This window comes from Pedobacter indicus, from assembly GCF_003449035.1.
Taxonomy (GTDB): domain Bacteria; phylum Bacteroidota; class Bacteroidia; order Sphingobacteriales; family Sphingobacteriaceae; genus Albibacterium; species Albibacterium indicum.
In genome coordinates this window covers 1,691,776-1,718,266 of record NZ_QRGB01000001.1, presented here as the reverse complement: position 1 = coordinate 1,718,266, position 26,491 = coordinate 1,691,776, and the positions used below count along the sequence as shown (strand labels likewise).

Sequence of the window (26,491 nt, the reverse complement as noted above, 5' to 3'; positions counted from 1 at the left end):
GTAACTATTAAATCAAAACTAAAAATTTATGTAAGTTTGTAGCTGAAGAGCGAACCTTCATGATGGTTAAAATTAAGAACGCTAACATTTAAAAATATGAATTACGACATCATTGTTATTGGAAGTGGCCCCGGCGGCTATGTAGCAGCAATCAGAGCATCTCAACTAGGTTTCAAAACGGCTATTATTGAACGCGAAGCCTTAGGTGGTATTTGCTTAAACTGGGGATGTATCCCAACCAAAGCATTATTGAAGAGCGCACAGGTTTTCGAATACCTTAATCATGCGGAAGACTATGGTATCCAAGTGGATGGTGGTAAAGTAGATTTTTCAGCTGTGGTGAAACGGAGCCGTGGTGTAGCTGAAGGTATGAGCAAGGGAATCCAGTTCCTGATGAAAAAGAACAAGATTGATGTGATCATGGGCACTGCAACCATCAAAAAGGGAGGAAAAATCTCTGTAAAGGACAAAGATGGTTCAGCAAAAGAATATACAGCAAAACATACGATCTTGGCAACCGGGGCACGCTCACGCGAGCTTCCGAACTTGAAGCAAGATGGCAAAAATGTAATCGGATACCGCCAGGCGATGAACCTGGAAAAACAACCGGAATCTATTATCGTGGTGGGGTCCGGAGCAATCGGTGTTGAATTTGCTTATTTTTATAACGCTATCGGCACAAAGGTAACAATTGTTGAATTTATGGACAGAATTGTCCCGGTTGAGGATGAAGATGTTTCAAAACAATTGGAGAAAAGCTTGAAAAAAGCGGGAATCAAGATAATGACCAGCTCAGAAGTAACTGCTGTGAAACAATCAGGTTCTACGAACAAAGTTTCGGTTAAAAACTCGAAAGGTACGCAAGAGCTTGAAGCTACAGTCGTATTATCAGCGGTAGGGATTACACCAAACATCGAAAACTTGGGATTAGAAGAAGTAGGAGTCAAAACTGAGAAGGGCCATGTTGTGGTAGATGATTTCTACAAAACCAATATTGACGGCGTTTATGCAATCGGAGACATTGTAAAAGGTCAGGCGTTAGCACACGTTGCATCTGCCGAAGGTATCACTTGTGTCGAAAAAATAGCAGGAATGGATGTAGAACCGATCAATTATAGCAATATTCCAGGATGTACCTACTGCTCGCCGGAAGTAGCTTCCGTTGGTTTGACTGAAAAGGCTGCTAAAGAAGCGGGTTACGAATTAAAAATCGGTAAGTTTCCTTTCTCTGCTTCCGGAAAAGCAAGTGCTGCCGGCGCAAAAGATGGTTTTATCAAAATGATTTATGATGCTAAATACGGTGAACTATTAGGCGCTCATATGATCGGTGCTAATGTGACGGAAATGATTGCAGAGGCGGTTGTTGCCCGTAAATTGGAAACTACTGGTCATGAGATATTGAAAGCGGTTCATCCTCACCCAACGATGAGTGAAGCTATTATGGAAGCTACTGCGGATGCTTATGGGGAGGTGATTCACCTGTAAGTTGAAAGTAATCGTAATATTAAGGGCCGATGATTTGAAAATCATCGGCCCTTATTTATTCATTACTAATTTTAAATTTTTACATCGCCTTTTCGACGCCTAAACCGAATAAAGCAAAATCATATTTAACGGGATCGTCCGGATCAAACGATTTTAAGTTCTCCGTCAATTCCACTGCGGTCTTCCAGTCGGTTTGTTTACGCTCGATAAGACCAAGCTTCCGGGCAACACGGTCGACATGGACGTCACAAGGACAGATGAGCGCGTTCGGCTTAATTTTACTCCAAATACCAAAGTCAACACCCTTATCATCGCGACGCACCATCCAGCGCAAAAACATGTTCAAGCGCTTACAGGTGGAGTTTTGCAACGGTGAGCTGATATGTTTCTTTGTACGTGCGGGCGAATCTTCCAAATTGAAGAAATACGTTTTAAAATGGTTCAACGCTTCTTCGACGGATACGGGTCCTCTCCTTAACTTATTTTGAAAACAAGCAGAAGAGCTTTCAACAACGATCTCGTCACCCGATTGGAACTCTAAAAACTCTTCTCTGAATTCCCCATCTGGTACACGCGGAATAAAAGCATCTTCTAAAGAATTGTAATGATTGTAATGGTGTTTGAAAAAGCGAATAAAATGCAAAAGATCAGTATCATTAAAGGTACGGTGCTTAAAACCAAGAAGTGCTTTCAGGTCACTTTGTTTGTGTTCAACAACAAACTGATAAGGCCGGCCGTCCATGCGGTCAATCAATTCATGACATTTGCTGATAATCGTCTTACGCAGCCCCCATGCCAAGATTGAAGCGAAAAAGCCCATTAACTCAATATCCTGCTGCGCAGAAAACTGATGAGGGATGACAATCGGATCATCCTCAATAAACTTTGGCTGGTTGTATTGTTCCACCTTATCATCCAGAAAGGATTTTATATCAGTAATGTTATTGAATTTTAAGCCCATGGTTCTAAGTTAAGAATAAATTGCCGCTGATAATACGTATCTTTAAAGCTTTTGAAATGAAAGCTTAAAGACAATCCACAGTGACTAAAACAAACTTCCTTCCATTCTTAGCATTTACCGTTATTTTATCATATTGTTCTTTATTCAGTTACGCTCAGGTTTATTCAGGAGACAGTACGCAAAACTTAAAAGCGGTGTCTGTCAGGGCCTATCTGCAGGAACAGCCTCTGTTTCGGCTTACAACCTCTGTAGGCCATCTTGATAGCTTACAATTGAATTTACACGATCAAACCAGTTTACTACCGAGTTTGAATACCATTCCTGGTGTGCGGATGGAAGAACGATCACCAGGCAGTTACCGACTTTCTGTTCGGGGCAGTTTATTGCGCTCTCCTTTTGGTGTGAGAAATGTAAAGGTTTATTATGACGAAATCCCTCTTACCGATGCCGGAGGGAATACTTATTTAAATCTGATCGATGCGGCTAGCATCTCTGAAATTAACGTGCTAAAAGGACCAGACGGTAGTTTATTTGGCGCTAATTCAGGCGGCGTTGTTTTACTGTCACCTTATGGTTCTGGCAGGCATACGAATGAGGCAAAGGCCAGTGTAACAGCAGGATCGTATGGATTATTTCAAGAACAGGTTGGGGTACGCTATCAACCTGACGACAAATATCGCTTTAGTTTCAATCATGCCTACTTATCTGCTGATGGTTACCGTGAAAACAGTGCCATGAGCCGACATTTTTTGCAGACGGTTCACCGTTACAACTACATCCCCACGAATGAAATCCGACTATTGGGTTTCTACTCTGACATGCACTATCTGACTCCTGGAGGATTGAACCAAGAACAATATGATGAGAACCCTAGGTCCGCAAGAAAAGCGGCAGGCCCTAATCCGGGTGCAGCCGAACAGAAAGCAGGCATTTACAATAAAACCCTATTTGGAGGGTTGGTACACGATGCAAAAATCAGTAATCGCTTAAGCCATGTAGTCAGTATATTTGGAACGTATACCGACTTTGAAAACCCGTTTATAACCAATTATGAATTTAGGATTGAAAAGAACTATGGTTTTAGGATCTATTTCAATTTCCAAAACAAACAGAATCGTGATCTATCCTGGTTACTTAGTGCAGGGGCAGAATGGCAAAAAAATCACGCCAGTATAAAGAATTATGACAATAACGGGGGGATCCAGGGCGATGAACAATCAGGTGATGCCTTCCGCTCTGGTCAGTATTTTTACTTCGCGCGTTTTACGGCTGACTGGAAGAAAAAACTGTTCGTCGAACTAGCTAACAGTCTAAACTACTATCATTATTCGTTCAAAGGACTATATCCGGATGAAGAGACCGACTTTTCTAAAATAGCTTTCAAAGGAGAGTGGATGCCGAGGTTGGCTCTTTCTTATGTGTTAAGCAACGAATTAAGCTGGCGGGCTTCAGCAGGCCGTGGCTATTCGCCGCCTACCACAGCAGAAGTTAGACCGTCCGACCGGATTATCAATACGGATCTGGTAGCCGAAACCGGATGGAACTACGAAACCGGACTCCGATGGTACAATGAATGGATGCAAGCGGACGCAGGCATTTTCTACTACCGCATGGAAGACGGCTTGGTTCGTCAATCAAGAGAAAATGGAGCAGAATATTTCTTAAACGCCGGTTCTGTTAACCAAAGAGGATTGGAGTTATCACTGCATTCGACACTATGGGAAACCGATCATCAACGTTTTTTTCGAGCAATACAGTTAGGCTCAAATCTAACTTTTAGCAAGTTCAACTTCGGAGACTACGTTAATGACGGCAATGATTATTCGGGAAATAAATTAACGGGTGTACCTTCTACCATTGTGGTTAATAACCTTTATGCACGATTACCTAAAAACTTAGGCATCAATGTTCAACATACCTATACTTCATCTATTCCTTTAAACGATGCAAATGATGTATTCGCTGACAGCTTTAATCTTTTGCAGGCGAAGATCGATTACACGACACGCATCAATCGCGTTGGGTTAAACATCTTTTTCAGTGCCAACAATATTCTGAATGAGAAATATAGTCTGGGCAATGACATCAACGCATTTGGTGGTCGCTACTTCAACGCAGCACCACTCGCGAACTTCTCTTTCGGCGCTAAGGTTAGAATTTAAATCTGATCAACACGTATCCAATCCATACCGGCTGCTTCGGCTGCTTGAACACCCGGATCCCCGTCTTCAAAGACAATGCAACGTGATGGATTAACCTCTAGAAGCTCAGCAGCACGTAAGAATGGATCTGGAAATGGCTTCCCTTTTGGTGTTTCCCCAGCACATACCAAAAGCTCGATGTAAGGCAAGATACCCAAGGTGGTCAGGGTTTTCTCTACAGTACTCCGACTTCCTCCAGAGACTACAGCTATTTTAATTTTACCGACGTGATTCTTGAGATGATCCACGACATAATCAATAGGCTCGGTCTGGGATATAAACTCACTAACATAAAGGAGAGATTTTTCTTTACCGAAAGTGACCGGATCAAGGTTGGTCGCATAACGACGGTTGATCTCTTCAGCTACTTTCACTGTTGGCCAGCCTGCAAGTTCATCAATCAAATTTGGGTCAAGTTCGATATTATACTTAGAGGCTGCTTTGACATAGGCCGCTTTATGCAAGGGCATATTGTTAGCCAATGTGCCATCGCAATCATATAAAAATGCATCGTATTTTCCTTCTGTTCTCTGTGTTAAAATTTCAAGCTTTTTTGCAGAACTTTTTGTCATTTTTTCTAGTTTTTACCCTATAGATTTTTTCTATATCAATTTACAAAACATTAATAATCAGATATTATATTAAAATTATATAAATTTATTATTTATCCATATTCTTCTTTTTAATCCTTTTGTGATCAGGTAAAAATACAGCAATAAAACCGAGCAAAGGAAGGAAAGAACAGATATGATAAACGTAGGAAATACTGGTCTCATCTGCCAGCTTTCCTAGCAGTGCCGAACCGATCCCTCCCATGCCAAAAGCGAAGCCGAAGAATAAGCCTGATACCAATCCGATCTTTCCGGGAAGCAACTCCTGCGCATATACCAGGATCGCCGAAAAAGCGGAAGCGATTACAAATCCAATAATCACGGACAGAACAGCCGTCCAAAAAAGATTAGCATAAGGCATCAGCAATGTAAAAGGAGCAGCACCTAATATCGAAGCCCAGATAACGTATTTCCTTCCAATCCGGTCACCTACCGGCCCCCCAACCATCGTTCCTGCTGCAACCGCAAACAGAAACATAAACAAATGGATCTGGGACGACGGCACAGATACGTCAAACTTATCGATCAAGTAAAACGTGAAATAGCTCGTAATGCTTGCAAAGTAGAAATATTTCGAGAAGATAAGTACAAGCAGTATAATAACCGAGGTTATGATTGTACTTTGGGGGTATATGGACTTTTCTGCAGGTACCTTTCTCCGTTTCAACACCTGTGCTCGTAGCGCCTTTGGTCTATACCATGAGCCTATTCTGTACAATACGATAATTGCAATGAGGGCAGCTACGGAGAAGTAAATGACATTGAATTTACCGAAAGGCGCCACAATTACGGCCGCAAGTAAAGGGCCTAAGGAACTGCCAGTATTGCCTCCGACCTGGAAAATAGATTGAGCGAGACCTCTCTTCCCTCCGGATGCAGCATGAGCCATCCTCGACGCTTCTGGATGGAAAACAGATGAACCTAGACCAATAAAGGCAACGGAAAGCAATACCAGATGAAAGCTTCCAGCAAAGGCAAGCATCACCAACCCACAGAGACTGAGAGCCATTCCGATCGGTAGCGCGTAGGGAAAGGGTCGGCGATCAGTTAAATTTCCGACAACCGGTTGGAAAAGCGATGACGACATCTGGAAAACCAGGGTTATCATGCCGATCTGAGAAAAACTCAGCGAGAAATCGTCCTTAATCAGCGGATAAATCGACGGAATAAGCGACTGGATCGTATCATTGAGAAGGTGCGAAAAGCTAATGGCGAACAGAATAGGATAAACTGTTTGGTTAGCACCCTGGTAACCGCTTATAGATTTCGTTTTCATGAAATAGATTGATAGGTCGCAAAAGTAACCAACAATTGAGCTTTATCCTAATATGTCATCAGAAAGGCTTTAAAATCATCATAACTGTTACTTAATTTTACCTTATTTTGATCCTTATTTTTCAAGGCGTTAACTGTGTCGGGAATTTCAATATTATCGCGTATCGTTTCTGGAAACACGTCAGGGAACTTACAGGGATGCGCTGTAGATAAAGAAACGATAGCGTCATCGCTCGGCTGCTCTGATCGATATCGCTGAGCAGCCAGCCATGCAACAGCGGTATGAGGACAGGCAATGTAATTGTCTTTTTGATAAATCTGCTCGATCGCCACATGGGTTTCGTCATCATTAAAAGAATAGGCTGTAATCAGTTTCTTGAGCTCATCAACATCATTACCAAATAGATCTAAAATGCGACTCCAGTTACTAGGATTGCCCACGTCCATCGCATTAGATATCGTCTGGATCGCTGCTTGGGGTTCGTACGATTGTCCATTGAGAAAACGAGGCACTACATCATTGGCGTTGGTGGCGGCGACAAAATGTTTTACAGGTAAGCCCATTTTATAAGCAAACAAACCGGCCGTCAGGTTACCAAAATTTCCGCTGGGAACAACGAACACGATGTCCTTCTCACCCTCCTGTAAAAGCTGTCTATATGCGTTAAAGTAATAAAAACTTTGCGGAATCAATCTCGAAATATTGATTGAGTTGGCAGATGTTAATGTTAATTTTTTATTTATGTCATCATCGTTAAAAGCCTTTTTAACAAGATCTTGACAGTCATCAAATGTTCCATCTACCTCGATAGCCTGAATATTCCCCCCATTGGTACATAATTGAAGCTCCTGAACCGGACTTACCTTTCCTTTGGGATATAAAATGGTGACCCGTGTATTCGGCACGCCATCAAATCCTAAAGCTACCGCCCCTCCGGTATCACCGGATGTTGCAACAAGCACGTCTAAAGTGACATCGTTTTTTTGAGAGAAATAAGCCATGATCCGACTCATAAAACGAGCTCCAAAGTCTTTGAAGGCTAGCGAAGGACCATGAAAAAGCTCAAGGACATAGCTACCATCCCCTAACTTTACTACCGGGGCATCAAAACTTAATGTATCGTCAACAATCTTCTTTAAATCATCGGAGGGGATATCATCTTCAATAATTGCTCTCGCCACTTCTAACGCTAACTCCTGAAAGCTTAACGCATGAATATTGTCAATAAAATTTGGATTAAGCTTTGGTATAGATAATGGCATATATAAGCCTCTATCCCTGGGCAAACTGTTAAAAACTGCATCTTTAAAAGAAACGGACAGTTGTTTATTATTGGTACTATAGAATTTCATTTTGAATTTTAGTTTTAAAGCACTTTTGGCCCTAGGGTATTAACCGAGGAAATGTAGGTATTACAGTCGATATCATTTTTTTTCAGGTGAGATTTAATAGCTTCTGCAATTTCAGCAGCTAACTCAGGACTCCTTGCAAAGGAAAAGACAGAAGGGCCGGAACCGGATATCCCAAAACTCAACGCCCCGACTTCCATTGCTATTTTACGCATCTCATAAAATTCGGGAATAAGGATGGCTCGTGTTGGTTCGATCAGTACGTCTTCCATACTTCTTGCAATGAGGTTATAATCATTCATAAAAAGACCACTAACGAGTCCGGCAATATTTCCCCATTGTTTCACCGCGTCTTTTAAAGGTACGTTTTTCCGAATCATTTCACGTGCTGCTCGTGTGGGAACATCGACGTGTGGGAAAACAACTGCGCAATGCAACTCAGACGGCACAGGTAGATGTACTACGTCGAGCGGATCCGAGCTCCGGATCAAGGTAAAGCCCCCCAATAATGCAGGCGTTACATTATCAGCATGCGGATAGCCGCAAGCCAGCTCCTCACCTTTCAATGCCAAAGGCAAAAGCTCTTTTTGTGTAAGTTGCTCCCCAAGTAATTGGTTGATCGCGAAAAGCCCCGCTACAGTGCTGGCAGCGCTTGACCCCAGTCCACTTCCTATCGGCATTTGCTTATACAGTTCGATCTCTACCCCCAAATCAGGTTGCCCAATCTGAGCCAGGTAGTTTTGAACAGATGCCGACACCGTGTTTTTTTCAGCTTCCCAGGGAAGCAATCCATCATCTCCTTCGATGTTTACAATTTGCACCCCCGGAGTTTCTTTTCGTCTCATTACGACTTCATCACCCGGCTTATCTAAAGCAAAACCTAAGATATCGTAACCGCAAATAACGTTTGCAACGGTGGCAGGAGCAAATACTTTTACCTCCTGCTTGCTTTCCACATTTTTCATGAATTCTATTTGTTCTTTAAGCATTATGACCTACGTTTACAAGTTCAGCAAATACGCCAGCTGCTGTTACTTCAGCGCCGGCACCAGGACCTTTGACCACCAAAGGTCGTTGAGAATATCTTTCTGTGATGAAGGAGATCACATTATCACTCCCTGAAAGGCTATAAAAGGGATGAGAGCTATCCACTAATTCCAAACGGATATTAACCTGCCCGTCTTCTAATTTTCCGATATAGCGTATCACTTTATTCTCGGCTTCAGCACGATCTTTTAATGCTTTAAAATGCTCCTCTGAAGCTTGAAGCTCATCATAGAAAGCTTCTACAGATGGTGCTTCTATGCATTTGCGTGGCAGAATATCTTCAAGCTTTATATCTTCGGGTTCAAGTGTTAAGCCAGAATCACGAGCAAGGATCAGGAATTTACGCATAAAGTCAGCGCCCTTCAAGTCATCTCTTGGGTCAGGTTCTGTAAAGCCAAGTTCCTGTGCGGTTTTAACAACCTCATAAAAACTCTTGTCACCAATATAGTTATTAAAAATATAGGAGATGGTACCTGACAATATCGCTTCAATACTAATGATTCTGTCCCCGCTGGTCATCAATTCTTTGAGTGTCCGAACAATTGGCAGTCCGGCGCCAACATTGGTTTCGTAGAAGAAATCCACCCCGTGCTTCCGTGCACATTCTTTCAGTGATTTGTACTGACTATAAGATCCCGAATTCGCCAATTTATTACATGTTACCAAGGAAATATTAGAAGAAAATACATCCTCGTAAAATCGGACAGGCTCATTGCTCGCGGTATTGTCAAGTAACACACAGTTTGGCAAATTCAATTCTTTCATTTCTTCAATAAACAGCTTTAAATCTGCATCTTTACCATTACTATCCAATGTATCACTCCAATTACCTAATGGGATACCGTTCAGGTCAATATGCATTTTTCGGCTATTGCTGATACCCACAAGCTTGATTTCAATATCATTGTTCTCTTTTAAAAACTCATGTTGTTTCCGGATCTGAGAAAGCAAGGTGCTACTAATATTTCCTGTCCCCAAACAGAAGGTATGAAGAGTTGTTTTTAAGCTCGAGAAAAACGCGTCGTGAACAGCATTTAACGCTTTGGATAAGTCGTTCTGAGAGATGATCACTGAAATATTATATTCCGAAGAGCCTTGAGCTATAGCTCGAACGTTGACACCATTCCTCCCCAATGCATAAAAAAGGCGTCCCGACATACCTGGTGTTTTCTTCATATTCTCACCGACTATAGCCAAAATAGATAGCTCCCCTTCCAATTCCGGACTGTTTAGTTTATCGGCCGCGATCTCAAGCTCAAATTCACTTTCGATAAGATATTTCGCCTGCAAAGCATCTTCTGGGTGAACTGCGAACGTGATACTGTGTTCTGACGAGGATTGAGTTATCAAAATAACATTGATATGGTTTTGCGCCAGCAAGGTAAATAGCTTACCACTAAAGCCGGCCTTTCCGATCATTCCGCTTCCGCTGAGATTTAGAATACTAACCTTATTGATCGATGAAATGCCTTTAATCGGAAACGACGATCTGCCACTATCGGCCTGAATGACTGTCCCGGCAAAGCTTGGGTTAAACGAGTTTTTGATTACAATCGGAATATTCTTTAAAAAGGCCGGCATCATGGTTGGTGGATAGATAACCTTTGCACCGAAATAAGACAGCTCCATTGCTTCCGTGTAGGATAGTACTGGCAAAGAGAACGCCTTCTTTACTATACGGGGGTCAGCTGTCAGCATTCCATCGACATCGGTCCAGATTTCGACACTAGAGGCGTTGACAGCTGAACCAAAGATCGCTGCAGTATAATCACTTCCTCCTCTTCCCAGTGTTGTTATTTTTCCTTCAGGTGTTGAAGCAATAAACCCTGTCACGAAAAGCAATTTACCTTTATTTGCATCAACAAATTCTTGAATGCGTTTCTCAGACAAGTCAATATCAACACGTGCATTACCAAAAGTATGATCGGTCTTGATTAGGCTCGAAGCATCAACGGCAAGCGTTTGTGGAAAATATTGTGCAGCAATGTGACTTACCAAAAGCACGGAACAACGCTCACCGAAACTTACTATTTTATCTTTAATTTGTGGACTCAGCTCCTGAAGTGTGAGCACCCCCTGTAATATGTCTTCGAGCTGATTAAAGTAAATTTTCAATTGAGTAAAGACAGGGTTTTGGCTACGGACGGTCATTAGTTTTTTAACGACCTGGAAATGCATATTTTCGAGTTCTTTGAGGTCAGCTTCAAAGCTCTCTCCTTTGGAGGCACGAATGGCCATTTCAGTAAGAAGATTCGTAACACCCTGCATGGCAGAAAGTACAATAATCGGCTTTTCGTCGTTCCCTTCCTCACCTTTTAGTATTGTCATCAGCCGGTTGATACTTTCGGCCGAACCTACGGAACTGCCTCCAAATTTTAAGATTTTCATCATGTTCTAGTTATATTTTATTTATTGGTTGCATAATCAAAAAAAAGCGCCTTCCTGATTCGAGGAAGGCGCTTCTGTATATTTTATGTAACTACATCACAGCATTATTGCCTTCCGGTTGAATATCCCCCCGATGGTAATAATAATGGATGTAATAATTAAATTCGTTTTCACACTATTTTGTTTATGAGGGTAAAGTAAGTGTTTAATTTTGAATATTGCAAGAAATAATTTGAATATTTAAAATATTCATTAAATACCGGACATAAACCTACGCTTTAGGAAATAGAATTGATATTTGAGTGCATCGTAAAAAAGCGCGTAACCAAGAATTCCGACGGCAAGTAATAAAGCATGAAAGGAAACGAATTTGTATAGGAAACCACCAATGATACAACCTAAAAAGAAAAATACGATAATGGCGAGGCGTAGAAAAATGCTTTGCTTCAGCTTCTTTCGATCGGTAGGTTTACGATAAAAAAACAATTGAGCCAGCTCTATTCCCAAATCGGTAAACATACCTGTCAGGTGGGTCGTACGCACGATCGAATTGGATACTAAAGTTACCAGACCATTCTGAACACTCATAGCGAATAGCAGAGAAGCTGCTACGATATGAATCTTCTCAACCGGCCATTCAGTAGTATAACTATAATACCATACCAGTGTAATGACGAGCATCTCAAGTAAAATTGGTAGCAAAACCGGAGACATCCGCTTTTTTCGCCGGGCAATTAATTGCATTAAAAAGCCCGACACAAAGGACCCTAATAAAAAACTCGCCACATACGCACCATAAATAGCAGCAAGTCGGTAGTTACTCAATACAAACTCTTCCGCAAAGAAGGCAAAATGCCCTGTTACATTCGTTGTAAGTGTTTTGATATAAAAAACCCCATTAATGTTAACAACACCAGCCACAAAGGAAAGTAGCGTTGCAAGCTGAAGATTATGGCTTAAGTTCCTTCTTTCACCGAAATGACGAAACATATATAAATTCTATTAATTTTGTTTTTACATCTTACAAGCGTAAAGCATTATTCTTTTTTTGTCCATAAGATGCCTAATAATTTTAATAACATGGTCATATTTACAAATGGATCTATATTGTATAAAGATCAATTTAAGCATAATTTACAGGTTGGTGTAGAACATAAAAAAATTTCTTTCATCCGAGAGGAAAAAAAGATTGAAGAAGATAGTGCAGAAGTTATTGATCTGGAGGACGGATACCTTGTTCCGGGGCTTATTGATCTTCAATTGTATGGAACTGAAGGAAACTATTTTGGTGGTCACCCCTCAGTTTCAAACTTGCAAGGAATGGAGAACGACCTGATCAATGAAGGACTATGCGGGTTCCTTGCGACCGTGGCGACCAATACAGACGAGGTTGTCGAAAGAGCTATCAAATCAGCAAAAGCATTTCGACCACAAAGTAAGGGTGCTTTTTTGGGTCTACACCTAGAAGGCCCCTTTCTGAACCCTGAAAAAAAGGGGGCACATCCGGATAATTTAATACGCAAGGCAACTATCGACGACATTCAGCGTTGGCTTGACATGGCTGAGGGAGAAATAAAAATGATGACGGTGGCACCTGAACTTCAGGATGAGAATGTACTGAAACTCTTAAAAGACAATAATGTAATCCTATCTGCGGGACACAGTAATGCAACCTATGAAGAGGCGCAGAGCTTTTTAAATAAATATGTGACAACAGCGACTCACCTTTTTAATGCTATGCCGTCATTGCATCATCGGGAACCTGGTCTCATTTTGTCAATATTTGAAAAGAAGAGCTATGCTAGCATCATACCTGACGGCATCCATGTCAGCTATCCAATGCTCGCGCTCGCGAAAAGGGAGTTGGGCAGGAAACTATTTATTATCACCGACGCTGTAGCCTCTTCAAATGAGGGTGTCTACAAGCACCAAAAGAATAAAGATCATTATGAGACTCCTGAAGGAATTTTATCCGGATCGGCAATCGAGTTGTTGGAAGGGGTTCGAAACTGCATTCAGCATGTAGGTATTGAACCTGCTGAGGCATTCTTAATGGCTACATCCATTCCGGCCGAAGTAATCGGTATGCTAGACCGTTTAGGAACGATTGAAACGGGTAGAAATGCCAATCTGCTTTGGCTCGACAAAGATTTCAATCTAAAGAAGGTTTGGTTTACCTTTACGGAATGATAAAAAAGCAGATACTCAGAAATCTAAATATCGATGAGCTCAACGATATGCAACTTGCAAGCATTGATGCTGCACGGGCTCAAGATCTTGTTTTGTTGGCACCTACTGGCTCGGGCAAAACACTTGCTTTTTTATTCCCAATTCTGAATGTACTGAAAAAAGAAAAACGCGGTGTCCAGGCTCTTATTCTAACACCTTCACGTGAACTAGCCTTACAGATTGAGCAAGTTTGGAAAAAAATGGGTACGGGTCTAAAAGCGACTTGCTGTTATGGCGGTCACTCGTCGAAGATTGAGAAAAATAGTCTCTTAGACCCTCCTGCTCTATTGATCGGTACACCGGGCAGGATTCACTATCACCTTCGGAATAATAATTTTGATCCCGAAACTGTACAATACCTGATCTTGGATGAGTTTGATAAATCGTTGGAGTTTGGTTTCCATGATGATATGGAAACGATCATTCGAAATTTACGACAGGTTTCGAAAAGAATTTTAACTTCCGCCACGACACTTGAAGAAATACCTGATTTTGTTGGGATCGGAAATGATGCAACCGTTGTTAATTTTCTAGATAAGAATGCTCATAAGCCCAATATTAGAATCAAGGCTATTACCACAAGCCCCGAGGAAAAAATAGAAACCTTGCTTTCGTTAATCTGCTATATCGGCAACCAAGCTACGTTGGTTTTTTGCAATCATCGTGAAGTTGTTCAACGAATCAGCGACATGTTGCACAATAATGAAATCAACCATGGAACATTTCATGGAGGTATGGAGCAAGTTGATCGCGAGAAAGCGCTGTTGCAGTTTAGAAATGGAACCCATCATTTGTTAATTTGTACGGACCTCGCTTCCCGTGGCTTGGATATACCTGATATTGCATGCATAATTCATTACCAACTCAGCAATGAGGATACTTATATTCACCGGAATGGAAGAACGGCCAGGATGCAGTCTTCGGGCACAGCTTACTTATTGGTACATGACGGACAGCTGCCTGATTACGTCAACAAAGAAAACGTCGACTTCCTTGCCCTCCCTGAACAAAACGCACTTCCTCATCCTCCTGAATGGGTTACCTTCTTTGTGGCCGCGGGTAAAAAGGATAAGGTGAACAAGATTGACATTGTAGGACTATTTCTGAAAAAAGGGTGTCTTGATAAAGAAGAGTTGGGAAGAATCGAAGTGTATGATAAGACTTCCTATGCTGCGGTTAAACGAAAAAAAGCAAGACAGGTACTAGACTTGCTTGCGAATGAAAAAATAAAAAATAAAAAAGTTAAGATCGGCCTCGAGGAATCGTAAGATCTAAATGATCAAATCGGTCATTCATTTTTTTAGTGAAATGCTCGGCCAATAATGGAGACTCCTTTTCTATGTTCTGGTGAATAAAGAAATAGAGCGAGTCCAGGCCCGCAGCCCGCCATTCGGCAATACGATCTACCCACTCATCTAGCCGATCGTAATCAGACGGATGATTTGCTCCGACATAACGAATGAATGCATCTGGACTGGTCAATCTCATGTGTAGGAGATCACGGCGACCCGCAGCATCGACAAGAATAGGAATCACACCTTCCTTCTCGAATAAACCAAAAACCTGATCAGCAATTTTTTCCGAACTTACCCATTCGGTGTTCCTCAACTCAACAGCTAAAGGTACAGCTTTAGGGAAATCTTTAACAAATTTCTCTAAACGATCGTAATCTTTCGGCTTGAAGTTATCATGCAACTGTAAAAACGTAACACCCAGTTTATCTTCAAAATGGACGATCGAGTCGCAAAAACCAGCAACAAACTCACCTACATTCAATAAGCGTCTGAAATGACTGATGCTATTACTAAGTTTAGGAAAAAACTTAAATCCGTCGGGAGTCTTATCACGCCATGTCGCGACCTGCTCTTTGCTGGGAGCATTATAGAATGTTGCATTAAGCTCTATCGAGTTAAATTGAGTTGAATAGTAACTCAATTCATCTTTTGTACCGCGCGGATAGAAGCCTTTTAGGTCGGCTCTGTTCCATTTAGCACAACCGATATAGACTTTAAAAGGTTTACTCTTGCCAGCTCTTAGATTCCTAGCAGTATCTGGATGGTCTGGAGGAAGTGTAAAATCAACTTCCTCGGGATTTTCTACTTGCCCAAATTTCATATCGTTCTATTGTTGATGCCCTTGTTCATTTAACGCCATTATCCATTCCGCTATTGCATTTGCGTCTGCTTCTTTCATAGCCGGGTGTGCAGGCATGACGTTTGCCCCCCATACCCCGGTACTACCATCAATGATCTTAGCAGACAAATATGGAATCGCGTGCGAATCGTCCTTATATTTTTCTGCAATACTTCGATAAGAAGGACCTACAGACTCTTCAGATTCTTTATGACAGGCAGCACAGTCGAGCGAAGAAACCAATACACTACCTTTTGGCTTGTTGGCAGTCGAAACTTCAGCTTCATCAGGTCGCTTTTCGATTGGACCCGAATTATAATCTAAACGAATCAAGCCTGCATCGGGGTTCTTTGCAAACCAGCCTTTCCCATACTCTAATAAATAGAGCCGCCCATCAGGGCCTACTTCCATTTCGATTGGCGCATGAAGCGTTGTACCAGTCATAAATGGCTCCATTTTATCGAAATCACCATTTTCTTGCATGGTTACCGCCTTCATCCAGCCTCTAACCCAATCGTAAATAAATAATTTACCGTTGTAATAATCTGGATAACGCGTTTCTTCGGGGAAATCCTCTGCATAGTAAACAGGTCCTGCCATTGCGTTCCGCCCACCCGTACCAACACTTGGGAAATCAGGTGACTCACCATAAGGATACCAGATAAATGCAGGCTGCGCAGGTGGCAGCTCAGTCAAGCCTGTGTTATTCGGAGAGCTATTGATGGGTTTGGCCGGATCAAACACTTCCCCGCTCTCGCCAGTAGCGTAATCATATGCACGATACGGATAGTTGTCCCCAACAAACAGAGGCCAGCCGAAATTACCAGGTTTCCGAGCTTGATTGATTTCGTCGTAGCCTTTTGGTCCGCGAGTATCCAGACTATCATTGGCAGCATCGGGGCCAACCTCACCCCAATACAGGTAATTCGTTTTCCTATCGATTGATATCCTGTATGGGTTACGATCTCCCATTACATAGATTTCAGGCTTGGTTTTTTCCTGATCCTTAAAAAGATTTCCTTCCGGAATATCATAACTACCATCCTTGTTAACAATAATCCGTAATATTTTCCCTCGCAGATCATTGGTATTTCCAGCAGTCCTTCGCGCATCGTATTGTTCGAATCCGGGTCTTGCGTCCAACGGAGCAAACCCGTGGTTAGCAAAGGCCTCATTGGGCTGATCAAATGGTGTGGAATTGTCGCCAGTTGACAAAAATAGTTCTCTTTTCTCTCCGAACGCTAGCGACCCGCCTGTATGACAACAAATGCCCCGCTGTGAGTAAAATTCAAGAACAGTCTTTTCCGTAGCATTATCGACCGTGTCATTTTTAAATTCAAAACGAGACAGGCGATTAACTGAAGTATCAGCCGGGCTATAATACATATAGATATATCCATTTTCCTGAAAATCAGGATCTGCGACGATGCCCATCAGACCTTCCTCGGCATTAACACCAGGCACACCTGACTCATGGTACACATCCAGATAACCTACTTGCTTTACTTCCTGACTTTCATTAGAAAACAACATAACCTCACCTCTTCTCTGGACAATCAAAATGTCCAAATTAGGCAAGATGGCCATTTCTGTTGGCTCGTTAAACACTCCTTCAACTAATTGTGTTTTGGTAAAACGTTCCTCTTCAGGCACATTCAAGGTCCTTACCTTTTTATAGTTCAATTTCTTATTTCCGCCGATCGCGTATTCAATTCCTCCTAAAATATGCTGTAGAAAGAGAGGGTCATCGTAGGATTCATCGGTATGACCTAAAGCCGTATAAAATGCTCGGCCACCATCATACTCCTGGTACCATGCCATAGGATGTTCGTCTGGATTGCGCCCCCCTTTGTACGAGTCCTCATCAATAGTCATGATGACCTGAATGTCCTCACTTATATTTTTAAAATCGTACCACTCGTCTTTTCTTTCCCATACTTTGGGTAGATGTTTCGTTGAAACATGACTATCATCTACGATATTCAAAGTGGCCTTTTGCTGTTCAGGATGACTTTTGAAATATGCCCCTACTAACCGACCGTACCATCCCCATTCGTATTCGGTATCAGCCGCAGCGTGAATACCTACAAAGCCACCTCCAGCTTGGATGTACCGCTCAAAGGCTGCTTCCTGATAATGATCAAGCACATCACCTGTTGTACTCAGGAAAACGACAGCGGAGTAATTCTTTAGCGAATCATCTGTAAACCAATCGGCATTGGTTGTCGTATCGACAATGATATTATTTTCCGCGCCTAGTTTTTGAATAGTAGCAACGCCCTTGGGTATAGATTCATGATAAAACCCGGCGGTCTTACTAAACACCAATATTCTGGGGTTCCCCGGTCGCTTATTACATGAGAGACTAAAAAGGACAAAACATAAACAAAGTATACCGGCGAAGAACTTTAATATTTTCATAAAATTAAGTTAAGGCTCCAAATATATCTCATATTTTTCGATTAAACTTCCACTATCTTAACCTTTCTTGAATTCTACCTTAATTATTGCACCGATTTCGCAGTCGTTCAATTACAACATTTAACATTCGGTTATCATTGAGTTTATATTTAAATGCGAGTTTTGTAGCATTACATTAAGCGTCACATGACAAAACGAGAAGTTGACCTAGTGGTCATATCCGATGTTCATTTAGGCACCTATGGCTGCCACGCCAAAGAACTTTTGAATTACCTTAAAAGTATCCGTCCCAAAACCCTTATTTTAAACGGTGATATCATAGATATCTGGCAATTCAGCAAATCATACTGGCCGGATTCACATATGAAGGTAGTTCGCCGAATTATGAAATTCCTTACAGAGGGAACCAAAGTGCATTATTTAACGGGCAACCACGATGAGATGCTGAGAAAGTTCAGTGATTTACAAATCGGCAACTTCTATTTAGCTGATAAACTGGTCATGAACCTCGGTGAGAAAGAAGCTTGGTTTTTTCACGGTGATGTCTTCGATGTTACGATGCAGCACTCCAAGTGGTTAGCCAAATTGGGAGCCATTGGGTATGACACATTGATTCTGATCAATAGTTTTGTAAACTGGTGCTTAACAATGATGAAACGCGAGAAAATGAGCTTCTCTAAACGTGTCAAAGCTAGCTTCAAAAATGCGGTTAAATTCATTAATGATTTTGAGTATACTGCAGCGGAGCTAGCGGTAGACAAAGGGTATACTTATGTCGTATGCGGTCACATCCATCAGCCTGAACTTAAAACCATCGAAACTGAAAATGGAAATGTTCTTTACTTAAACTCAGGGGACTGGGTAGAGAATTTAAGTGCATTGGAATATCATAACGACGAATGGTCAATCTATAAATACAATTCGATGTCATTCAACAATACTGAAGAAGACACCGAATCGTATGATGCGGAAGATTTGAGTGCAAAATTGGACGTGCACCAGATACTAAAGCAATTTCGACAATAGATTTTGAAACCTGGTACCGAGCGACTTATTTTGGCTCGGTGATCGTAATTTTCCGGAATTCAATAGGCCCATGATCTCCCTGAATATAAATTGGCCCTGGTTCTCCTTCATTACTATCAAGTGCCCCGCCCGTTATACCAGGGATCTCCTGATTAGAAATGACGGTTTTCCCATTCGCTACGATAGTAACCATACGGCCAATCAGCGTTATGTCATATGTTTGCCACGTGTCCGGACCTAAGGCTGCGATTTCACTAGGCGGAAGGAAGCCATAAACACCGCTAAACAAATGACTGTCAGGGTGAGCATCTTTTGGGCTATCTTCGATCTGCACTTCGTGCCTTCCTCTTAAATAGACACCACTATTACTTCCCTTCTTATATCTGAACTCAACGTGTAATTTAAAATCATTGAACTTCTGATCAGAAACCAAGTTTGCACCTGACTGAGCACTGGTCAATACACCGTTTATCACCTCCCATTGGTTCTCGCCCGTAGCCTTCCAACCTGCCAGATCCTTCCCATTAAATAAGTCAACAGCTTCTCCCCACTCGATGTCGGCCGACCGTTTTAATGCAGGGGCTTTGACTCCTTTGAAAGAATACTCTTTCCCATCGCTCATAACAACGGTTCCCCTAAGTTCCAATCCTTGCAAGGCACCTTTGACTTGAAGGTTTTGGTTCCCCGATTCCCATTGTGGTGGTATCTCGAAGTGAAACTGACCATTGTCGTATTGTATTTCAGAGACCGGACGTGCGCTACCTACAATAGCTACAAAAGATCCTATCAGGGTTCTGTTTCCCGAAAGCTTTACCTCCAACCATGAAGGCGAGGGTTTCCCGTTTACGTCTACCGTCAAGTCCCAACGACCCAAAAGATCTTTTTTATCAGGCTGCGATGCAGTCTGCTGCGAGTATTTTGCTGCCATTAAATTAAAACTTACCCCAACGGAAAGGAAACAACAAAGTGCAAGTATAAGTGTTTTTTTCATAAGAGTTTTTTATGCATTTTAAAAACAAGAAGAGCCTTATTTTTCGTTAAATATATAAAAGAAATAAAGAACCACCGTGTACAATTTAAAAGAAAACACTTATTCACTATACTTGTTAGTCCAGTATCCAATCCATAATTATGTATAAAATAGGCCTCTTTATCCTTATTATTTTGTTGATTAACACGCAGATGTCTCTCGCACAAGATCAACCGAACGGGAGATTTGACATCCCTCAACCGAATATGATTAAATGGAATGTCGCTGGGTTACCCATAGGAAGCTTCTCATTTCAATACGAACGAGCGGTCACCCCGAGCATCTCCGCCGCAGCGGGCATACGCTTTATGCCGAAAGGTAGTCTTCCTTTTCAATCTGTCTTCGAAAACATCATCGACAATAATGAGGTCTGGTCACATTTAAATCAACTTCAAACTGGAAACATCGCTTTTACGCCGGAGGTTAAATTTTATTTTGGGAAAGAGACCCTGCAAGGCTTTTATGTTGCTCCTTTTGTTAGGATATCCCGCTACTCTGCCGATCTACCGATCCATATTGAATACCGTGATGATCAGTCTGATATCTATATTGAAGAAGAAGTAAATATGACAGGAGGCATATCGACATTCACCGGCGGAGTACTATTCGGAGCTCAATGGAAACTAGCGAATCAGTGGTATCTGGATTGGTGGATCTTAGGTCCTCAGTATGGAACATCGAAAGGTGATCTCACTACTCATAAAAACTTAACGGAGAGAGAACAGAATGCCCTGCGAGACCAACTATCGATATTAGAAGATGTTCCGGTCGTTGATCTATCCAGTGAAGTTAATTCCGAAGGAGCAACCATCCATGCCAAAGGCCCCTGGACCGGAGTTCGGGCAGGCTTGGCTGTCGGCTACAGGTTCTGAAGTATTTCGACGAAAATTTAATAGTGATCCTCTTAATATATTGTCTACTAAAAATGTAAGTTTGTTTATAAAAAATATTAAATGAAAATCAATCGACCGAAACCAAAGTCCAAGAAGCTTCTTTTCACACTGTTTTTTGCATTGCTTTACTCCAACTTCAATCTAATATCAATATTTGCACAGGAAAAACAAATCGTTGAAACCAGCTCGATAACCGAACCGGCACGAATACCTAACCATCTACATGATAGCCTTTTTTCCACCTATTATCAACAGAGAGTATCACATTTTCGCTCCTTACCGATACATCCCAACTCAATTGTATTTTTAGGCAACAGTATAACCGATGGGGCCGAGTGGAGTGAACTATTCGCGAACAGCAGCATCATCAATCGTGGAATCAGTGGTGATAAAACAGCGGGCATCCTTAATCGCTTAGATGAAATCACGAATCGTAAACCTCTAAAGGTTTTTCTTTTGATAGGAACAAATGACCTTGAACATAAAATACCTCAACAGGAGGTTATTGATAATATATTTTTAATTGCCCGAATTCTAAAACAGGATAGCCCCGACACAAAACTGTATATCCAGAGTATTCTTCCTGTTAATGATTTTTATAAGAAATTTAACAATCACACCAAAAACGGAAAGGCTATCGAACAAATCAATACGGTTCTTTCAGAAAATGCAGTAAAATATAGTTACAAATTCATCGACCTCCACCGATCATTCATTGATGCAGAAGGTAAATTAAAAAAAGACTTAACGAATGATGGTCTGCATTTAAATGGGAAAGCATATCAAGAATGGAAAGAATTGATACTGCCCTTTGTACTTGAAGAATAATCAGGATTTACTGTTACATACGGGCTCTATGCCCAATCGAAGTTTATTCTGTTTTTAATCGGAAATTACGGTATTCTATCTTCATAGGAGGACCTGTATGTATTTGAATACCCAGTAATCCCTTCATTGAAGCCATTTTAGGATGGTTGTCTGTGACATCACTCATCAAGGTGCCATTGATATAATGTTGTAGGTGATTATCTTTTGCTATAATATGATATTTATTCCATTCACCTAGCTTAATAAGGGCACTTAACGAATCCGGATCTCCCAATGTTTCAACAACCCGACCGCTCCAAGCCCCATTTTGTACCCTCCCGCCCTCGGATGCGGTAATCATTGTCTTTTCACCACGGTACGCTAAAGTCGTCCTTTTCCTTTCGTCATAATTCTGCCCACTATATCTGTTTTGGCCATCGATATCTGCTTGGTACCCGCTTAACACGTAAGGCAACCCCGAGATTTCCTGACTTCGGTAATTTATTCCGCTATTACCATTTGCTGAGATTCTAAACTCGGTTTTGAGTTCAAAGTCGCCGACATAACCTCCTCTCCAAATAAGAAACGTGTTATTTTTTAGTGGTGGGGTGTCTGGTCCCAGTTCTCCTGTAACAATACCATTTTCAACACGCCAGTAAGCCGGATCCCCTTCCCAACCATCCAAGTTTTCCTCATTAAAAAGGTTAACGAAACCATCGTCTTCTGCATCTGCAACACGCTGGCTTGGTGGATTACAAGCTGATATGAAAACAATAATACAACATGCAGTTATTGTAAACCTATTTTTTCTTTTTATTATAAACTTCATGATCTTCATCTCCGCCAGCCATCAGGTAAGCAAGCAGGTTCTTCAACTCATCTTCATTTAATACATTGATGGTAGCTGGAGGCATAACCGATATCTCTGCCAACTTGTAACTGACAATCTCTTTCTTTGGTATTTCTTTCAGAATATGCGGGGCATAAGGGTTTTGCGAAACATGGTAGTAGTCGTCATCTTCATCGATCAATTTTGCCAACATCGAGGTACCATCTTTAAATGAAAATACCGTTGATGCATACTGATCTGATATGATGTTATTAGGCTCGATGATTGCCTCAAGCATATCTTTAGCTGAAAAGCGGGTTCCGAGCTGTGTTAGGTCGGGGCCTATTGTTCCTCCTTCACCTTTCATTGTATGGCATGACTTACAGCGGATGGAAGAAAACAGCATCATCCCTTTTTCGAAATCCCGCTTACCTGAATCGGCCTCAACGATCGGCAAAGCTTCATCCATTTTCCATGGTCTCCCTGGACCTTTTGGTCCTTCATCTGTTGTAAACAGTGCCGTTCCGGCTTGGTTCACTAGTGAATCTCCTGAAATTTCATTATAATGGTCAAATTGTGACTGCGGTACGTTTTCAAGTGCAAAGGATCGTGCACGATTGACAAAACCAATGTAACTATTCCCTCCTTTGTATCCGAACGCGTCATAAAACCATTTGAAGTATTCGTCTCTCGTTTCATCATTCCAACCATACTTTGCTTTACTTAGCACCGTCGCCAAATAAATTTGCTGAGCTGGAGGTGTCTTGGTTAATAAGTTTGCTATATCCAGACCGTATTGCGGATTTCTTAAAATAAGATCTGAGGACTGGGTAACGGTCTCCTGATAGGTTGAATCATCTTCCGCCGTCGCCAACAATTTCAATGTTTTAGGTATCGCCTCCTCATCGCCCAGATGAACAAGCACTTTACTTAGTTCCCGGTTCAGTGCATTGGTGGCTGCAGGATAAATTTGCTCTAAATAACCGATTAACCGTGCTGACAAAACTTCATCCGGATTACCCATGCGAGCCAAGGTCAGTTCTATAGCACGTATAATATCCAATTGCTTTTCCTCTGCTTGTACAGGTAAATTGATGGTCATTACCTTACTTAATATAGCAGGTTGTAAATCAGCATCACCCGTTCTTGCCAAGGCAACCATCGATTGGATCGCTGCTTGTACACTTCGTTCTTTGAACGCGCGTTCCTTCCATAGAGCTGGGTCTTGATGTTCAAGAGCGATTCTGGCCGCATAACGTATGTGCCGATCGTTGTTGCGTAGAAAAGGCCACACGGCATCAATCGCCTCAGCAATCGTGTCCGTATGATAACGCTCGATTTGGCGTCGCACACGCTGATAAGCATTTAAATCATCGATTTTTTGTTTATTTCTATCTTTTATTTTCTGATAATCCTTGTGATAGACACGATAAAGGTCAGATTCCAGCTCCCTCCCTCCTGTGAGGAAATACATAGCACCGTCAGGACCAAATTCACCATCAGTCAACGGCAAAGGCGAACCGGTTATAAACTCTTCTGCAGTAGCTTGATACGTTGCTCCATCTGACTCCAAACCAATCAAATAAATAATTCCAAAACTCCAGTCAAAAGCAAATAAACTGTTACGATACTTGTCAGGGAAGAGTGCATTATTTCCATAAACCAAATTTGTCGGAGAACCCTGACCAATGTTAATCATTGCAGGTAAATTATCAGGATAAGCAGGCGACCATTTACCATTACCTGTCCGCCAACCAAACTCACTTCCGCTCGTTACGTGTAATATTCGCGTGGGGCGATACCAGCTCATTCCAAAATCCCACTCCATATCCGAATCATAAGCAAAGAGCTCCCCTACATCGTTAAAGGCAATATCAAACGTGTTGCGAAACCCAGCAGCGATCAACTCCCATGTTGAACCTACAGAATCAGTCTTCGCTATCCACCCTCCCGGAGCCATCCGGTCGGTAGCATGTCCTTGGGGGTCTTTGATTTGCTGTAAGAGATTATCTTCCTGCCAAGTAGGCGGAAGACGATAAGCGTCCATTCCGGGGATATCAGTATGATTACCCGCTACAACATAAATCGACTCGTCATCAGGGCCAAGAATGACACTATGGGGGCCGTGTTCACCATCTCCCTTCAGTTCTAGCAACTGTGTAACTTTGTCAAATTCATCATCCATATCCGTGTCTTGAAGTCGATAAAGCCCGCTCGTCTTTCTTAAAACTTCATCACCACGATGATTAACCATTACGTATAGACTATTATGAGCCCATAACAAGCCTTGAGCAAAGCCCATCCCCACTTTTTTCTTTGATGTGTCAGTCACGGCTTCCCCCACCAACGGAAAGTGAAGGCTATCTATTTTCAAAGGAATGCTGTCATTGCCGATCTCGGGAATAGTAAGTCTATAAATTCCTCCGAACTGATCCGAAGCAATCATCCTCCCATAATCATCAAAAGTCATAGAAACCCAAGAACCCCTTTCTTCGTCGGACGGGCTGTATAGATGTTCAATCACAAAATCTTCCGGAACCGTAAACTTTTCTACTTTCGGGTCAACAGGCTCTTCGTTCTCTGGCTCCTTATTACAAGCATTAAATACAATGGCCGAGCACACTACGGCCAACATGAACAGCGGTCTGGGTTTGATTAACATACGTCTTTCAAATGGTTTGTGATAAATAATTTTCGGTTTCGGACATTGAATGTAGGAATTTATGCTTCGTAATGCAACATCTTTATCATTTAATTTTAATACAGAGCCATGCGCAACTATTATTTTTAAAGGTGCGCAACAAAACTCTCATTTTATATAGGCAACCATATCTATTTAATGAATATTGATGGAAGCAATCTAGTACAGGTTACAGACGGTGATGGAGTTGAAAATTTTGCGGAGTTCTCTCCAGATGGGCGGCATCTTTTAGTTGGCACCAATTATATACATGCACCCGTTTCTGGCAAATCGACCTGGAATCTGAAGATAATCCCCGCCGATGGACAAAAATACGATATAAACAACAGTCCGGAAGTAATCCCTGTAATACCCAGTAATACGAATTCTCTGCTAAAAGCAGACGGTGAGACATTTTGGAGACCCTGATATTACTGGCAAGTAAATCCAAATCGATTCAAATAATTATAAACAATTACTTAAACCTCGCGTTACTCTCTATAATAAATTCACTAATCTAATATAAAGAGCATGTCGAAACTAGAAAACAAAAAAATAGCAATATTATCTGAGGATGGATTTGAAGAGTCTGAACTGGTAAGTCCGAAAACCGCATTGGAAGAGGCAGGCGCCACCGTTCATATCGTTTCACCACAAAAAGAACAAATACGCAGTTGGGATAAAGAAAACTGGGGAATTACTTTAGGTGTTGACAAAAACATAGCCGACGTTTCCGTTGATGGTTATGATGCCCTTCTTCTACCGGGCGGCGTTATGAATCCAGATAAGTTGCGAGAAAATAACGATGCGGTCGCATTCGTCAAAAATTTTATAAAAAGCGGCAAACCGATAGCAGCTATTTGTCACGGACCTCAAATACTTATAGAAACAGGTTTATTGAAAGGACGAAAAATGACCTCATATCCCTCGATAAGAACCGATTTAATCAATGCAGGTGTCAACTGGGAGGACAAAGAAGTTATTGTTGACAAAGGTTTGGTAACCAGCCGTTCACCCAAGGACCTTGACGCTTTCAATAAAAAAATGATTGAGGAGTTCGCTGAAGGCAAACATTAAAGTTTATTAAAAAGGGGGTTGCTTCAACTACTTGATACAACCCCCTAA

Annotated in this window: 21 protein-coding genes; 9 read left to right on the top strand and 12 right to left on the bottom strand. The window is 41.7% G+C overall.

The genetic code is table 11. The features are described from left to right. Nucleotides 1-96: 96 nt before the first annotated feature. The gene (gene lpdA, locus D3P12_RS07700) at nucleotides 97-1,485 is read left to right on the top strand and encodes a dihydrolipoyl dehydrogenase (protein ID WP_118194431.1); all 1,389 of its coding nucleotides are present in this window, start codon (nucleotides 97-99) and stop codon (nucleotides 1,483-1,485) included. Between the two features lie 79 nt (nucleotides 1,486-1,564). Here lpdA and D3P12_RS07695 read toward each other — a convergent pair whose 3' ends face one another. Further along, a complete protein-coding gene (locus tag D3P12_RS07695) occupies nucleotides 1,565-2,446 on the bottom strand; it encodes a TIGR02757 family protein (protein ID WP_118194430.1) in 882 nt (293 codons plus the stop codon). Between the two features lie 80 nt (nucleotides 2,447-2,526). Here D3P12_RS07695 and D3P12_RS07690 point away from each other — a divergent pair, with 80 nt between their 5' ends. After that, entirely contained in the window at nucleotides 2,527-4,608 is a 2,082-nt protein-coding gene (locus tag D3P12_RS07690) for a TonB-dependent receptor (RefSeq protein ID WP_245977413.1), read from the top strand. Here the strand turns inward: D3P12_RS07690 and D3P12_RS07685 are convergent. From D3P12_RS07685 to D3P12_RS07660, 6 genes are all read right to left on the bottom strand, one after another. Beyond that, nucleotides 4,605-5,219 (bottom strand): HAD family hydrolase, encoded by a 615-nt coding sequence (locus D3P12_RS07685; RefSeq protein WP_118194429.1) that lies wholly within the window; start codon nucleotides 5,217-5,219, stop codon nucleotides 4,605-4,607. The two genes, D3P12_RS07690 and D3P12_RS07685, sit on opposite strands and share 4 nt — an antisense overlap. Before the next feature lie 88 nt (nucleotides 5,220-5,307). Further along, a complete protein-coding gene (locus tag D3P12_RS07680) occupies nucleotides 5,308-6,534 on the bottom strand; it encodes an MFS transporter (protein WP_118194428.1) in 1,227 nt (408 codons plus the stop codon). A gap of 47 nt (nucleotides 6,535-6,581) precedes the next feature. Beyond that, complete coding sequence (thrC, locus tag D3P12_RS07675) at nucleotides 6,582-7,886, bottom strand: threonine synthase (RefSeq protein ID WP_118194427.1); 1,305 nt, start codon at nucleotides 7,884-7,886, stop codon at nucleotides 6,582-6,584. A 14-nt stretch (nucleotides 7,887-7,900) separates the two neighbouring features. After that, a complete protein-coding gene (locus tag D3P12_RS07670) occupies nucleotides 7,901-8,848 on the bottom strand; it encodes a homoserine kinase (protein WP_245977412.1) in 948 nt (315 codons plus the stop codon). Nucleotides 8,849-8,864: 16 nt separating this feature from the next. After that, complete coding sequence (thrA, locus tag D3P12_RS07665) at nucleotides 8,865-11,318, bottom strand: bifunctional aspartate kinase/homoserine dehydrogenase I (protein ID WP_118197024.1); 2,454 nt, start codon at nucleotides 11,316-11,318, stop codon at nucleotides 8,865-8,867. 252 nt (nucleotides 11,319-11,570) lie between these two features. After that, the gene (locus D3P12_RS07660) at nucleotides 11,571-12,308 is read right to left on the bottom strand and encodes a YoaK family protein (RefSeq protein ID WP_118194425.1); all 738 of its coding nucleotides are present in this window, start codon (nucleotides 12,306-12,308) and stop codon (nucleotides 11,571-11,573) included. A 90-nt stretch (nucleotides 12,309-12,398) separates the two neighbouring features. Between D3P12_RS07660 and nagA the strand changes: the two genes are divergently transcribed. Together nagA and D3P12_RS07650 are read left to right on the top strand one after the other, a co-directional pair. Then, nucleotides 12,399-13,508, top strand: a complete 1,110-nt coding sequence (nagA, locus tag D3P12_RS07655) for an N-acetylglucosamine-6-phosphate deacetylase (RefSeq protein WP_157970287.1) — start codon at nucleotides 12,399-12,401, stop codon at nucleotides 13,506-13,508. Further along, nucleotides 13,505-14,815 carry a DEAD/DEAH box helicase gene (locus tag D3P12_RS07650; RefSeq protein ID WP_118194423.1) on the top strand — a complete coding sequence of 437 codons (1,311 nt, stop codon included), beginning with the start codon at nucleotides 13,505-13,507 and terminating at the stop codon, nucleotides 14,813-14,815. The genes nagA and D3P12_RS07650 overlap by 4 nt, the downstream gene beginning before the upstream one ends. Here the strand turns inward: D3P12_RS07650 and D3P12_RS07645 are convergent. Then, entirely contained in the window at nucleotides 14,790-15,662 is an 873-nt protein-coding gene (locus D3P12_RS07645) for a DUF72 domain-containing protein (RefSeq protein ID WP_118194422.1), read from the bottom strand. The genes D3P12_RS07650 and D3P12_RS07645 overlap by 26 nt on opposite strands. Before the next feature lie 6 nt (nucleotides 15,663-15,668). Beyond that, nucleotides 15,669-18,101 carry a ThuA domain-containing protein gene (locus tag D3P12_RS07640; RefSeq protein WP_118194421.1) on the bottom strand — a complete coding sequence of 811 codons (2,433 nt, stop codon included), beginning with the start codon at nucleotides 18,099-18,101 and terminating at the stop codon, nucleotides 15,669-15,671. A 186-nt stretch (nucleotides 18,102-18,287) separates the two neighbouring features. Here D3P12_RS07640 and D3P12_RS07635 point away from each other — a divergent pair, with 186 nt between their 5' ends. Next, the gene (locus D3P12_RS07635; RefSeq protein WP_118194420.1) at nucleotides 18,288-19,127 is read left to right on the top strand and encodes a UDP-2,3-diacylglucosamine diphosphatase; all 840 of its coding nucleotides are present in this window, start codon (nucleotides 18,288-18,290) and stop codon (nucleotides 19,125-19,127) included. A 25-nt stretch (nucleotides 19,128-19,152) separates the two neighbouring features. Here D3P12_RS07635 and D3P12_RS07630 read toward each other — a convergent pair whose 3' ends face one another. Further along, nucleotides 19,153-20,118, bottom strand: a complete 966-nt coding sequence (locus D3P12_RS07630; RefSeq protein ID WP_118194419.1) for a 3-keto-disaccharide hydrolase — start codon at nucleotides 20,116-20,118, stop codon at nucleotides 19,153-19,155. 140 nt (nucleotides 20,119-20,258) lie between these two features. Between D3P12_RS07630 and D3P12_RS07625 the strand changes: the two genes are divergently transcribed. Together D3P12_RS07625 and D3P12_RS07620 are read left to right on the top strand one after the other, a co-directional pair. Further along, on the top strand, nucleotides 20,259-21,029 hold the full coding sequence (locus D3P12_RS07625; protein ID WP_118194418.1) for a DUF3575 domain-containing protein: 771 nt from the start codon (nucleotides 20,259-20,261) through the stop codon (nucleotides 21,027-21,029). An 81-nt stretch (nucleotides 21,030-21,110) separates the two neighbouring features. Further along, on the top strand, nucleotides 21,111-21,878 hold the full coding sequence (locus tag D3P12_RS07620) for a GDSL-type esterase/lipase family protein (RefSeq protein ID WP_118194417.1): 768 nt from the start codon (nucleotides 21,111-21,113) through the stop codon (nucleotides 21,876-21,878). 43 nt (nucleotides 21,879-21,921) lie between these two features. On the opposite strand, the gene D3P12_RS07615 is transcribed toward D3P12_RS07620, so the two are convergent. Together D3P12_RS07615 and D3P12_RS07610 are read right to left on the bottom strand one after the other, a co-directional pair. Beyond that, nucleotides 21,922-22,686 carry a 3-keto-disaccharide hydrolase gene (locus D3P12_RS07615; RefSeq protein ID WP_118194416.1) on the bottom strand — a complete coding sequence of 255 codons (765 nt, stop codon included), beginning with the start codon at nucleotides 22,684-22,686 and terminating at the stop codon, nucleotides 21,922-21,924. Further along, nucleotides 22,658-25,348, bottom strand: a complete 2,691-nt coding sequence (locus tag D3P12_RS07610) for a c-type cytochrome (protein ID WP_118194415.1) — start codon at nucleotides 25,346-25,348, stop codon at nucleotides 22,658-22,660. The genes D3P12_RS07615 and D3P12_RS07610 overlap by 29 nt, the downstream gene beginning before the upstream one ends. A 177-nt stretch (nucleotides 25,349-25,525) precedes the next feature. Between D3P12_RS07610 and D3P12_RS07605 the strand changes: the two genes are divergently transcribed. Further along, complete coding sequence (locus D3P12_RS07605; RefSeq protein WP_118194414.1) at nucleotides 25,526-25,795, top strand: hypothetical protein; 270 nt, start codon at nucleotides 25,526-25,528, stop codon at nucleotides 25,793-25,795. A gap of 102 nt (nucleotides 25,796-25,897) precedes the next feature. Next, on the top strand, nucleotides 25,898-26,443 hold the full coding sequence (locus tag D3P12_RS07600) for a type 1 glutamine amidotransferase domain-containing protein (protein WP_118194413.1): 546 nt from the start codon (nucleotides 25,898-25,900) through the stop codon (nucleotides 26,441-26,443). Nucleotides 26,444-26,491 lie beyond the last annotated feature (48 nt).